We start from the raw sequence: 12049 nt of genomic DNA, 5'->3' as shown, positions 1-12049 counted from the left end.
TATCCACCAGACAAAGCGCGCCGCTCGGTGCGCGGCGGCTCTGCAGGTCTTCACGCTCGGGGTGGGATGGGAGAGGCCGGCCAGTGGGGGTCGAGCGCCCGCATCCGAGGAAGCTGTGCGCGGCGGGTCCTCGCGGCGCGTTCGTCGGGTCAACTGGCGCGACGGCTCTTTCAGATCGGGGTCGGGCGTCATCCGGGGCTCGCCGCTGCGCGCACGCGCCCCGGATGCCGGCTCACTGCGCGCGCGAGGCCCGCGTCGATCAGGCGCCCGCGGGCGCGGTCGCGGGCGGCGGCGCCGGCCATGCATGCGCTACGCCGATGGCTCCGCGCGCGGCCGCCTCCTGCACAACCAGCGGGGGCACTACCGCGGCGGGCCATTCATCGCAGGTTCATCTGGCGCTCACGCAGGGCTCAGACGCGGGGGGCATGTCGAAGGGGCGGGCGCTGTCGCCCGGACAACCCCATGAGCTGGAGTGACCCATGCAGACCTTCCTGCGCAGCCTCGTCCTCGCCGCCCCTGTTCTCGCCCTCTCGCTGCCCGCGCTGGCCGTCGAGGCGACCGTGATGCCCGGATCCAGCGTGACCCAGGCCGAGGTCGAGGCGGCCCAGATCGCCTGGGGCGACGCGGTCGTCGCCATCGACGCCGCCGCCACCGACGCGGAAGCGCGCGCGCTCGCCGACACGCTGCTCGACGACATCTACGGCTTCGAGTTCGGGCCGATCCTGTTCAAGCCGACGCTGACCCAGCTGCCGCAGACCTTCCGCGACAGCAAGGAGGGCGCGCTCTCCTACTTCGTCGCGCAGGATCCCGACTATCCCAAGGACAGCGGCTTTGCGCGCAAGGGCTGGGTCAAGGTCGAGATCGAGAACGCCGCCATCTTCATCGCCGGCGACACGGCCCAGACCATCGGCAAGGTGCACTTCACGAACGAGGACGGCAGCGTGGTCTCGGTGGACAAGACCTGGGGCTTCCTGAAGGACGAGGCGGGGTCGCTGCAGATGATCCTGCACCACTCCTCGCTGCCCTATGCGCCGGAGTAATCCGGCCCGCCGGGCGCCGTGAGGCGATAGCCCATGCCGCGCAGGGTCCGGATCTCCGGCAGGTCCGGGCCCTTTCCCAGCTTCCTGCGCAGCCTTCCGACATAGACGTCCACGATGTTGGTCAGCGGGTCGCGATCGGTCCGCCACACTTCGGCCAGCAGGCGCTCTCGGGTGAAGAGGCGCCCCGGCGCCGAGACGAAGCAATGCAGCATCGCAAGCTCCTGTGCGGTCAGCGCGATCTCCCGCCCGTCGCGCGTCACGATCATCCGCTCGGTGTCGAAGGCGAGCGCGCCCAGCCGGATCACGGCGTCGCGCGCCTGGTAGTTGGCGGCGCTGCGCCGGCTCAGCGCCTCGATGCGCGCGAGCAACTCGTCGAAGTCGAAGGGCTTGGCCAGATAGTCGTCGGCGCCCATCCGCAGACCCGAGATGCGATCATGGCTGTCGCCGAGCGCGCTGAGCATCAGGATCGGCAGCGTCACGCCCTGACGGCGCAGGGTCCGGCACAGGTCCAGCCCGTGCAGATCGGGCAGCATCACGTCGAGGATCACCACGCCGCTCGCGCCTTCCGCCTGCGCCTGCCGCGCGAGTTCGAGCCCCTCCGCCCCGGTCGCCGCATGCCGCACGGCATGGCCTTCGACAGCAAGGCCCTGCATCAGGAACGCGGCGATGCGCGGATCGTCCTCGATAAGCAGCACGCGCGTCATGCGTCCTCCATGAGCGACAGACGGATCTCGACGGCCGTGCCCCTGCCGCCCGGTCCGGCGCGCAGGGCGAGCGCCCCGTCCATTCGGTCGAGGAGTTCGCTGGCGATCGCAAGCCCGAGCCCCAGCCCTTCCGGGCGGCGGAGGCGCGCGGCCGGGCTGCGATAGCCGCGGCGGCGCGCCTCGGCGCGCTCGTCATCGGTCATCCCGGCGCCGTCGTCGAGGATGGTCAGGATCCAGTCGCCGTCCTCGTGGTCGCAGGCGATCGAGACAGGGCCGTCGGAATAGCTGAGGGCGTTGTCGAGCAGCGCCTGGATCACCTGCTGAAGGCGCAGCGCGTCGACGCAGCAGCGAGCGGGTTCCGCGGGCAGGCGGCAGACCACCCTGTCGGCCCTGCCGCCGAGCAGCCGCAATGCGCCATGCACGGCTGCGGCGGGGTCGGTGGGCCGAGCGGTGACCGAAAGCGCGGTGTCATGGCGCCGGGCGATCCCGAGCAGGTCGTCGGTGACGCGCGCCATCTGGGTTGTCGCCTCGACAATGCGGCCGAGCACGGCGCGATACGTGGCGGCGGGCAATTCCGCCCCGCGCCGCGCCACGTCCGCCTCGCCGCGCACCACCGTCAGCGGCGTCCTCAACTCATGGCTCAGGTCGGCGAGCAGGACGCGGCGGTCAGCGTCGGCGCGCTCCAGCTCCTCGAGCGTCCGGCGCAGGTCTGCGGTTCGCGCCGCCACCTCCCGTTCGAGCCCGGCGCGCAGCGCCGCCTCGGCGCCGCGCGCCTGTTGCAGTCCTTCGGCCAGCGCGTTGGCGCCGGCGGCGAGGCGGCCGAACTCGTCGTCGCGGCCGGTCGGGATACGGTGGTCGAGCCGCCCCGCCCGCATCGCGTCGATGCCCTCGGTCAGCTCCAGAACCGGCCGGCGCAGGCGGCGCGCGAAATGCAGCGCCAGCAGGCCGCTCGCCAGCACGAAGGCGAGCATGACGGCGGTTGTCACGCGCTGCTGGCGCGCCAGCGCACGGTCGGCGGCGGCCCGCTTCAGGGCGAGGGCGGCCAACTCGTCGGAGATGTGGCGCTCCAGCTTGTCGCCCAGATCGAGCTCCGCGGGGCCGTCGAACATCTCCGATGGCGACAGGTCCGGCGACGGCCGCCCGGCGATCCGCCGCAGCCGCTCGAGCGACGCGCGCAGGTCGTCGACCGCCTCCTGCCGCCGCGCGATCTGCGCGTCGCGCGGCGCATCGACGCCCGACGTCGCCGCGATCGCCGCGCTCAGCGCCTCGATCCGCGTCAGCCTCGCGGCCATGCCGGTGAAGATCCGCTCCAGCGCGGGCGCCGCGACCTCGCCGACCGAGAGCGCGTCGATCACGACGAGCCTGAGCAGGCGCTTCTCCGAGCGCAGTTCGATGAACTCCGTAACGATGTCGGCCGCGTGGCGCCCCAGCACCACCCGCTCCTCGGCGAAGCGGATCGCCTTCCAAGTATGCAGCGCATGAGCGCCGGCGCCCATCGCGAGCGTCAGGAAGGCGAGCCGGATGGCGCCGGCGAAGGAGAGGCGGGGCCACCGCATCGAATGTCTCACGGTCCCACCCACGCCCTTGAGCGCACCATGTTCAAGTCAGCGCGATCCAAGCTGCTCAGGCGACCACGCCCGGCGACTCTGCGGCCATCAACACGGCGATGGATGCAGGAAACGCGACGCGGAACCCGCGACAAAGTGCATCCTGATCGGCGACGGGACAACAGGCGCAGGGGCGTGACGAACCGAAATCGACGCGAGCCGTCCTCTCGCACTAGGCTAGGGTTCGTTCTCATTGGTGCAGCGACTTCCCGAGAGCCGCCGGTCGCGGAGCCTGAGAGTGAGCTCCGCTGCGTTGAACCCTAAGCTCAGGCCGCCCAGTTCTCAGAGCTCAGAGCACCAGAGCCCAGGCCCCCTCATAAGACGCGCAGACCCTGACGCCATCATCACCAAACGCAACCAAGGGTTCCAAACGCAGGAGTCACCCCACTAGGCCGCCGTATCGATGCCGATCGCTCCGCATACCGCTTTGAGCAGGGCGTCCTGATCGATGGGCTTGGGAACATAGTCGTCCATGCCGGCGTCGATGCAGAGCTGGCGGTCGCCAGGCATCGCATGCGCCGTCATGCCGATCACCGTCACCGGCTTTCGCATCTGCGCCCGCTCGCGCTCCCTGAGCCGTCGAGTGGCGTCGAAGCCGGTCATGACCGGCATCGAGACGTCCATCAGGATGACGTCGGGCAGGTGAACGCGCTCGAGATCGAGCGCCTCGGCGCCGTTCTGCGCCTCGAACACGCGCAGGGGCAGCGCGGCTAGCATCTGCCGCGCGACGAGCCGATTTACCGCGTTGTCATCGACGAGGAGGACTACGCCAAGGCTCGGCGATGCGCCGGTCGCAGCCGGCGCGGTTTGCTCCGCCAGCGCGAGCCGCCGCCCGGCGTCCGGCGCCGCGCCAAGAGCGGTGTCCGACAGCGCGCTCATGATCGCGTCGAGCAGGTCCGAGGCGGCGGCGGGCTTCATCAGGTAGCGGTCGGCGCCGACGCTTCTGTCGGAGGGCATGGGGCCGTCCGCCGAGGACAGCATCACGACGGCGACGCCCATGAGCGCGGGATCGCTGCGGATCTCGGCCAGCGTCTGGTCGCCCGAGAAGCGGGGCATGTGGCTGTCGAGGATCACGAGGTCGAACGGGTCGCCTGCGTCCATGGCGTTCCTGAGCATCGCCAGCCCTTCGCGTCCCGAGGATGCGGCGGCGTCGCGCAGTTTCCAGCATTGCAGAAGCTCGGCGCAGATCGTCCGGTTCGTCTGGTTGTCGTCGATGACGAGCACCCGACGGCCGGCGACGGCGACCGGCGCGCCGCGCTCTGGCGCGACGTCTGCGGCGACTGGCAGCACGACCTCGAACCAGAAGCACGCCCCCCATCCCGGCGCGCTGCGCAAACCCACGACGCCGCCCATCGCTTCGATCAGGCCCTTGACGATGGCGAGGCCCAGACCGGTCCCTTCGTGCTGTCGCGTCGATGTGCCGTCCACCTGCGTGAACCGCTCGAATATCGTCGCCTGCTGCTCGACCGGAACGCCGGGGCCGGTGTCCTCGACCTCGACGCGCAGCCGGATGGCGGCGGCGCCGTCGAGACGCGTCGGCGTTCCCGTGGCGTTGAGATAGACTTGCCCAGACTCGGTGAACTTCACTGCGTTGCCCACGAGGTTGATCATGACCTGGCGCAGCCGCTCGCCGTCGCCGACCGCGGTGCGGGGCAGTCCCGGCTGGACCCGGACGGCCAGTTCGACACCCTTGTCCTCGGCCTGACGCGCGACCGTGCGGACCGTTTCCGTGATCACGCGTTCGATGCGGAACGGTTCGCGCTGAAGTGTGAGCTTGCCGGCGTCCACCTTGGAGATGTCGAGGATGTCGTTGATGACGCCCAGCAGTTGTTCCCCGGATTGCAGCACGACGTCGGCCAGCATCCGCTGGCGCTGGTCGAGGTCAGTCTTGGCGAGCAGGCGCGACATGCCGATCACGCCGTTCATCGGCGTGCGGATCTCGTGGCTCATGGTCGCCAGAAACTCTGACTTCGCACGATTGGCGCTCTGGGCATCGTGGTACAGACGGCGGAGCTTGCGCATCAGCAGCACGAGCGCGATCGCCGGCAGGCCGCAGCCGACAACAAACAGCGCCGCCAGCGCGCCGCCAAAGACAAAGTAATCGCTGGTGATCTCGGCGCTCGTTCGGGTCATGTCGAAGTAGAGTTCGACCACGGCCGCCACGCGGCCGTCCGTCACCAGCGGCAGATATGTCTCGCTGTAGATGTCGGGGCGGTCCGGCTTCTCTGCGCCGTTGAACACTTCGGTGAACGGCTCCAGCGTCCGCACCACCGCCGCGGCCCTGGCGTTGTGCGCATCCAGCGAAGCGCCGGCCTGAACCGGCCCTGCGGTGTCGAACCGCAACATGCCGGCCGAGTCGAACAGCTTGAACCGGAACAGGCTGCCGAAGCGGGCGAGGGGTTCGACCGTTCGCAATTCATCCTCGGTGAAGTGCCCGCCTGCGGCGACCTCCTCGAAGCGTTCCAGCCGCTCGGCGGCGTAGCGCGCCCAAGCCAGCGAATTGTCCTCGGCGTTGTGGATGACGGACCGCTCCACCAGCGCCGAGAAGAGCAGGAATGCGGCCACGCACACGGAAGAGAACAATGCGACCGACGCGATGGCGAGCCTCATGCCAAATCCTCTGGACCGAGACAAAGACTTTCAAGTTTTTCTTTCACGAGACCGTTACTCAAATGTTAAACTGCTTCATGCGCTTGCACCGCGCCTCGCGCGGCAGCATTGCGTGGCTGCGACGCACCTGGGGAGCGCTGCTTCATCATCGCCGGCGTCGGGCTTCGTCAACGGCGCGATCCTTTACGTGGACGGCGGCATCACCGCCTGCCTCGGAGCGTCGCGGCGCGGGCGACGGTCGGCCGGCGCCGGGAGAGACGACGCGCCGGAAACTGCCGGATTGCGCTCTTTCTGGCCCTGTTCTCGCCTTCTGCGGGGCACCCCTGTGGCGCCTGCGCCGACGGGAAACTATCGCATGCAGCCAGCACCCGGCGCCGCGCCCTGTCGTCCTCTCCGCGCGCTTCTCCTCGACGGCTCCGCATCCGAGGCCGGAACGCCAGCGGATGCAGCATATTTCGAGGATCTTCGCCGTCAGGCGCGGCGCAGCGCTGAGTGACTGACGAAGCCGGTCGCGCCGCGGACCGCGGCGAAGCGGGACGCTGAGCTGATTGTGTCCAGATATGTCGACGAAGCAGGTGTCGACGTCGCGTTGAGCTTCATCGACGCACTCGAAGACGCGTACCGATTCATCGCTGACAACCCGGCAGCCGGGTGACTCCGTCGCGCAAATCGCGGTTTGGCCGGAGTTCCCCTTTCCCTGACAGGGTCACCCCACGGTCTTGGTGAGACGTGTATGCCGAGGGCTGTGAAGCGGCTCAGCACGGCGACCCAGACGTGGAGTCCCGCGACCTGTTGGCCGAAGTTGCGCGCCATGAGGCGCTGACCGAGGAGCTTGACGCAGTGCATTTTGGTCTCCGCGCGGCTTCGGCGGTGGTAACCACTCCATCGTCGCCAGATCGCCCGGCCCAGATGGCGTGACGCGCGGAGGGCCTCGTTGCGCGCCGCGGGGCCCGCGGTGGTCTCCTTCCGAGGCCGAGCGTTGCGGCGGGGCGTCATGACACTTGTGCGTATCGAAGGCCCCATAGGCGGTGACGCTGACCACCTCGTGGTTTGGGGCGATCTGGCCGAGACGCTCCGGCAGCGTCGGCGCGTCGCCGATGTCGCTGGTGGTGACCTCGATGGCGCGGACTTCCAGCGTCAGCTCATCGATCCCGAGGTGGATCTTGCGCAAGACCCGACGTTTGGCGCCGCCGTGCTTGCGCGTTCGGCGGGAAAACAGTCCCCCGAAATGCTTTCCGATCCGCCTCACTCCACTCGCCTTCGCCCTCGACCTTGATCCCGGTGCTGTCGATCAGCAGGCGCAGCGGGCCGTTCGAGCCGCGGTAAGGGATGTTGACCGCCAAGGTCTTCTGCCGACGGCAGAGCGTGACTCGAAGTCGGGCATCCTCAAGTCCAGACCGATCAGCCGCAGGAGGCTCTCAAGAATCCGGCCGTCTGCCGCAGCGCCATGCCGAACAACACCTTTCAGCGTCAGACAGTTCTGGATCGCCGCGTCGCTGCATGGCTGCCGGCGCCCGCGCCTGCCCGCCGGCGCGCCCTCCCAGCGCATCGCGGGGTCGAACCAGACCGTGAGCATGCCGCGGAGCTTGAGCGCCTCGTTGTAGCTCCGCCAGTTGGACGTCTTGTAGGTCGGGGGGTCAGCCTGCTCATGCCCTCCGGCTATCGCTATGGATTTGCGAGGTTAACCTCTCCACCAGACGGCCTTTCGCAACAGACCGAGGCGGCGGTCTCATGGCCCATCGCCTGGGGCGTGACAAGTCGGGCCTTCGCCAGCGGGATGTTCGGTCGGGCGTCCCATCGACGGCGCCGCGCGGGGTTGGGCGGCGACGCGCGCGGAGTTACGCAGGCGGCCGCAGAACCTCCATGCGCAGTGTGCGCCGATTCCGGTCTCGACATGAAACAACGCATAATGCAGTCATACGGCGTTGAATGGCAGGGCTCGCACATGAACGACGGCGCTTCGGCCTTTGCGACGGCGCTTGCGCTGATCGTCTCCGGCGACCCCGAGTTCCTCGGGATCGTCGGGCTGTCGCTCGGCGTGACGCTGACCGCGGTGCTGATTTCCTGCGTCGTCGGCATGCCGCTCGGCGCGCTGCTGGCGGTGGCGCGCTTCCCAGGCCGCGGCGCGCTGGTCGTCGCCTTCAACGCCCTGATGGGGCTGCCGCCGGTGGTTGTGGGCCTGCTGGTCTATCTCGCGCTGTCGCGCAGCGGGCCGCTGGGGGCGCTGGGGCTGCTCTACACCCCGGCGGCCATGGTGATCGCGCAGACCATCCTCGTGACGCCCATCGTCGCGGCGCTGACGCGGCAGGCGGTGGCGGACCTCAACGCCGAGTACGACGAGTACCTGCGGGCGCTCGGCGCCGACCGCGTCGAGACCATCGGCACGCTGCTCTGGGACGCGCGCTTCAGCCTCGCGACCGCCGCGCTGGCGGGCTTCGGGCGCGCCTCGGCGGAGGTCGGCGCGGTGATGATCGTCGGCGGCAACATCGCCCACGTCACCCGCGTCATGACCACGACCATCGCGCTGGAGACCTCGCGCGGGGAGCTGGCGCTGGCGCTCGGGCTGGGCATCGTGCTGCTGGCGATCTCGCTCGGCGTCAACGCCGCCGTCATGGGCGTCCGGACCCAGGCGGAGCGGGTCGGCCATGCCTGACGGCGCCCGCCCACAAGACCGCCCGGAGGATGGCTTGGAGGAGCGCCCGGACGATCGGCCCGACCTGCCGCCCCACCTGCGGCCCGAGGCGCGCGAGGACGGGCGCGGCCTCTGGCCCGTGCGGATCGAGGACGCGACGCTCTCGGCTGGCGGGCGGCGGCTGCTGGACGGGTTGAGTTTCGCGCTGCCCGCCGGCGGCGTGACCGCGCTGATGGGGCCGAACGGCGCCGGCAAGAGCCTCGCGCTGCGCATGCTCGCGGGCCTGATCCGCCCCGACTCGGGCGCCGTGCGCTGGGGCGCGGGCGAGACGCCGATCAAGGGCGCCGTGGCGCTGGTGTTCCAGCGGCCGGTGCTGCTGCGGCGCTCGACCGCCGGAAACATCGACCACGCGCTCGCCATCGCGGGCGTCCCCCGCCGCGAACGCGCCGCCCGTCGCGCCGGGCTGCTGGCGCTGGCGGGGCTGGAGCGCCTCGCCGACCGCCCCGCCCGCGCCCTCTCCGGCGGCGAGGCCCAGCGGCTGGCGCTGGCGCGCGCGCTGGCCGCGCGGCCGCGGCTGCTGCTGCTGGACGAGCCGACCGCGAGCCTCGACCCCGCCGCCGTCGCCGCCATCGAGGACCTCGCGCGCCGCATCGTCGCGGGCGGCGCCACCGTCCTGCTCGTGACCCATGACGCCGGGCAGGCGCGCCGCCTCGCCGACCGGGCGCTCTTCATGCACGCCGGCCGCATCGTCGAGGACGCGCCCGCGGCGCGCCTGCTCGCCGCGCCCCGTTCGCCGCAGGCCCAGGCCTATCTCGCCGGCCGGCTGCTCGTCTGATCCGTTCCAAGGGAGGAAGAACCATGAACTTCAACCGCGCGCTGCTCGCCGCAGCCCTGATCGCCGGCCCGGCGTTCTCGGCCTCGGCGCAGGACTTCATCCTCGTGCAGTCCACCACCTCGACGGCCAATTCGGGGCTGTTCGACCACATCCTGCCCCAGTTCACCGAGAAGACCGGCACGGAGGTCCGCGTGGTCGCCGTCGGCACCGGCCAGGCGATCAAGAACGCCATGAACTGCGACGGCGACGTGCTGCTGGTGCACTCGCGCGCGCGGGAGGACGCCTTCGTCGCCGAGGGCTTCGCCCCGCGTCGCTACGACGTGATGTACAATGATTTCGTCATGGTCGGGCCGGAGGCGGATCCCGCCGAGATCTCGGGCATGACGGACGCCGCCGCCGCGTTGAACAGGATCGCCGAGGCCGAGGCCCCGTTCGCCTCCCGCGGCGACGACAGCGGCACCCACGGCAAGGAGAAGAGCCTCTGGAAGGCGGCGGGCGTCGATCAGGCGGCGGCCTCGGGACGCTGGTATCGCGAGACCGGCTCCGGCATGGGCGCCACCATCAACGCCGCCGTGGGCATGGGCGCCTACACGCTCACCGACCGGGCGACCTGGTCCTCCTACGGCGCCAAGGGCGACTACGAGATCGTGGTCGAGGGCGACCCGGCGCTGTTCAACCCCTATGGCGTGATGCTGGTGAGCGCCGACAAGTGTCCGTCGGTCAAGACCGCGCTCGGGCAGGAGTTCATCGACTGGCTCGTGGGCTCGGAAGGTCAGGCGGCGATCGCCAGCTTCCAGATCGGCGGCGAGCAGCAGTTCTTCCCCAGCGCCGCCGAAGAGAAGGTCGGCGGATGATCCGGGCGGTCGCCGTCATGGCGGCGCTGGCGGCGGGGTCGGCCTCGGCCGAGCCGGTGCTGCTGCACGCCGCCGGCAGCCTGCGCGCCGCGCTCTCGGAGGTCGCGGCGGACTACGCCGCGGCCGAGGGGGTGGAGGTGACGACAGTCTTCGCCGCCTCCGGCACGCTGCGCCAGCGCATCGAGGGGGGCGAAGCTGCGCAGGTCTTCGCCTCGGCCAACATGGCGCACCCGACGCGACTGACCGAGGCCGGCGCGGCGGGGCCGGTCGCGCTCTTCGCCCGCAACAGCCTCTGCGCGCTGACTGCGCCGGGGGTGACGACGACGACCGACACGCTGCTCGACGCGATGCTGTCGGACGCGGCGCGGGTGGGCACGTCGACGCCGAAGGCCGACCCCTCCGGCGACTACGCCTTCGAGCTGTTCGCGAAGGCCGAGGCCCTGCGCCCCGGCGCCCGCGCGGCGCTCGAGGCGAAGGCTCTCCAGCTCACCGGCGCGCCGGACAGCCCCAAGGCGCCGGAGGGCCGCAACCAGTACGCCTGGGTGATGTCGGAGAGGAAGGCCGACCTGTTCCTCACCTACTGCACCAACGCGGTGCTGGCGCGGGCTGAGGCGCCCGAGCTGGAGATCGTCCAGATCCCGCCGGCGCTCTCGGTCGGGGCCGACTATGGGCTGACCGTGATGCGCGGGGCCCCGGAGGCGGCGTGGCGGCTTGCGCTGCACATCCTCTCGCCCGCCGGTCAGGCGGTGCTGGCGCGCTACGGCTTTGAGAGCGGGGCCCTGCCGCGCGCCGACTGAACCTCGCGAGGCCATTTGCGGCGCGGCGGCCCACGGCGTCGCCGCGCCGCCCGCCTCAGGGCCCGTTCCAGCGCACGCTGCCCAGATCGGCCAGATCGTAGCCGCCCAGCGCCGCGGCCTTGGCGGCGAAGGCCGGCGTGCGGGCGAAGGCGAGGAGCGTCTGCAATGGCGGCTCGAAGAAGGCGCGCCGCTCCACCGCGAGGTCGAACGCCTCCTCCGTCAGCGGCAGCAACTCCAGGCCGAAGGGCCGCGCCGAGGCCTCCAGCCCAGCCGCGGCGTCGGCCTCGCCCTGCGCGACCATCATGGCGGCCTCGGTCTCGGTGCGCGCGACCGCCTCGGTCCACGTCACCGCCCCGGCGAGACCGGCCTCCTCCAGCGCGCCGGCAAGCCACAGCGCCGCGCCCGCCGCCGGCTGGCGCCGGGCGAGCCGCAGGCCCCGCACGTCGCGCAGCGCGCCAAGCTCCCGCCCCGCCGCGAAGATCAGCCCGCGCCGCCGCCGCGCCCAGCCGATCAGCGCCGCGGCTGACGCGCCCAGCCGCCCCGTCGCCGCCGCGACGTTCCAGCCGCCCGTGTCGGGCTCGGGCACATGCAGCCCGGCGGCGACCGCCGCGCCCTCCGCCAGCCGGTCGAGCCCGTCCAGGCTGCCGTCGAACATCGTCGCGAGGCCCGAGCCCGACTCGCGGATCGCCCATTCCAGCAGCGGATCATGCGAGCCCGCGACCACCGCCGCGCCGGCCGGCGCAGGCCGCGCCTCCGCCGCGCCGCCGCCGAGCCAGCGCTCGATCTGCGCACGGGGAAAGAGCAGCTTGCCCGTGAGCCGGCGGCAGGGGATCTCGCCCGCCGCCGCCATGTCGTAGACCTTGCGCTCGCGCACGCGCAGGAGCGCCGCGACCTCGCGGGTGGTCAGGAACTCGGGGGGCGTCGCTTCCATGCCTCAAGGCCTAGCAGCAACCGCGCCGGCGCAAAAGCC

At 71.1% G+C, this 12049-nt stretch carries 9 protein-coding genes and 1 pseudogene; 5 read left to right on the top strand and 5 right to left on the bottom strand.

Annotated elements, in window-relative coordinates; translation table 11 throughout:
• The first annotated feature begins 479 nt into the window (after positions 1 to 479).
• Positions 480 to 1040 carry a hypothetical protein gene (locus BLW43_RS09375; RefSeq protein WP_093252259.1) on the top strand — a complete coding sequence of 187 codons (561 nt, stop codon included), beginning with the start codon at positions 480 to 482 and terminating at the stop codon, positions 1038 to 1040.
• Here the strand turns inward: BLW43_RS09375 and BLW43_RS09370 are convergent.
• From BLW43_RS09370 to BLW43_RS09355, 4 genes and pseudogenes are all read right to left on the bottom strand, one after another.
• Positions 1025 to 1744, bottom strand: coding sequence for a response regulator transcription factor (locus BLW43_RS09370; RefSeq protein ID WP_093252257.1), 720 nt, complete (start codon positions 1742 to 1744; stop codon positions 1025 to 1027). The genes BLW43_RS09375 and BLW43_RS09370 overlap by 16 nt on opposite strands.
• A complete protein-coding gene (locus BLW43_RS09365; RefSeq protein WP_093252254.1) occupies positions 1741 to 3300 on the bottom strand; it encodes a sensor histidine kinase in 1560 nt (519 codons plus the stop codon). Before BLW43_RS09365 ends, BLW43_RS09370 begins: the two co-directional genes overlap by 4 nt.
• A 438-nt stretch (positions 3301 to 3738) precedes the next feature.
• On the bottom strand, positions 3739 to 5961 hold the full coding sequence (locus tag BLW43_RS09360) for a response regulator (protein ID WP_093252252.1): 2223 nt from the start codon (positions 5959 to 5961) through the stop codon (positions 3739 to 3741).
• Positions 5962 to 6696: 735 nt separating this feature from the next.
• Positions 6697 to 7624 (bottom strand): annotated as a pseudogene (locus tag BLW43_RS09355) (IS5 family transposase); the annotation flags it as partial.
• A gap of 282 nt (positions 7625 to 7906) precedes the next feature.
• Between BLW43_RS09355 and BLW43_RS09350 the strand changes: the two are divergent.
• Genes BLW43_RS09350 through BLW43_RS09335 form a run of 4 tightly spaced genes read left to right on the top strand, consistent with a single transcriptional unit; the run spans position 7907 to position 11079 of the window.
• Positions 7907 to 8614, top strand: coding sequence for an ABC transporter permease (locus BLW43_RS09350; protein WP_093252680.1), 708 nt, complete (start codon positions 7907 to 7909; stop codon positions 8612 to 8614).
• 34 nt (positions 8615 to 8648) lie between these two features.
• Complete coding sequence (locus tag BLW43_RS09345; protein ID WP_245730984.1) at positions 8649 to 9428, top strand: ATP-binding cassette domain-containing protein; 780 nt, start codon at positions 8649 to 8651, stop codon at positions 9426 to 9428.
• A gap of 23 nt (positions 9429 to 9451) precedes the next feature.
• Positions 9452 to 10282, top strand: a complete 831-nt coding sequence (locus BLW43_RS09340; protein WP_093252234.1) for an ABC transporter substrate-binding protein — start codon at positions 9452 to 9454, stop codon at positions 10280 to 10282.
• Positions 10279 to 11079 (top strand): molybdate ABC transporter substrate-binding protein, encoded by an 801-nt coding sequence (locus BLW43_RS09335; protein WP_093252232.1) that lies wholly within the window; start codon positions 10279 to 10281, stop codon positions 11077 to 11079. The genes BLW43_RS09340 and BLW43_RS09335 overlap by 4 nt, the downstream gene beginning before the upstream one ends.
• A 55-nt stretch (positions 11080 to 11134) precedes the next feature.
• Here BLW43_RS09335 and BLW43_RS09330 read toward each other — a convergent pair whose 3' ends face one another.
• Positions 11135 to 12010, bottom strand: a complete 876-nt coding sequence (locus tag BLW43_RS09330; RefSeq protein ID WP_093252230.1) for a helix-turn-helix transcriptional regulator — start codon at positions 12008 to 12010, stop codon at positions 11135 to 11137.
• Between the last annotated feature and the right edge of the window lie 39 nt (positions 12011 to 12049).

This window comes from Rubrimonas cliftonensis (genome assembly GCF_900107585.1).
GTDB lineage: Bacteria > Pseudomonadota > Alphaproteobacteria > Rhodobacterales > Rhodobacteraceae > Rubrimonas > Rubrimonas cliftonensis.
The sequence above is the reverse complement of the archived record's forward strand: the minus strand, read 5'-3'. Positions and strand labels throughout refer to the sequence as shown.

Bases quoted from the DNA above. Each gene is read 5' to 3' on its own strand.
- BLW43_RS09375 (WP_093252259.1), top strand. From the start codon at position 480: ATGCAGACCTTCCTGCGCAGCCTCGTCCTCGCCGCCCCTGTTCTCGCC.
- BLW43_RS09370 (WP_093252257.1), bottom strand. From the start codon at position 1,744: ATGACGCGCGTGCTGCTTATCGAGGACGATCCGCGCATCGCCGCGTTC.
- BLW43_RS09365 (WP_093252254.1), bottom strand. From the start codon at position 3,300: ATGCGGTGGCCCCGCCTCTCCTTCGCCGGCGCCATCCGGCTCGCCTTC.
- BLW43_RS09360 (WP_093252252.1), bottom strand. From the start codon at position 5,961: ATGAGGCTCGCCATCGCGTCGGTCGCATTGTTCTCTTCCGTGTGCGTG.
- BLW43_RS09350 (WP_093252680.1), top strand. From the start codon at position 7,907: ATGAACGACGGCGCTTCGGCCTTTGCGACGGCGCTTGCGCTGATCGTC.
- BLW43_RS09340 (WP_093252234.1), top strand. From the start codon at position 9,452: ATGAACTTCAACCGCGCGCTGCTCGCCGCAGCCCTGATCGCCGGCCCG.
- BLW43_RS09335 (WP_093252232.1), top strand. From the start codon at position 10,279: ATGATCCGGGCGGTCGCCGTCATGGCGGCGCTGGCGGCGGGGTCGGCC.
- BLW43_RS09330 (WP_093252230.1), bottom strand. From the start codon at position 12,010: ATGGAAGCGACGCCCCCCGAGTTCCTGACCACCCGCGAGGTCGCGGCG.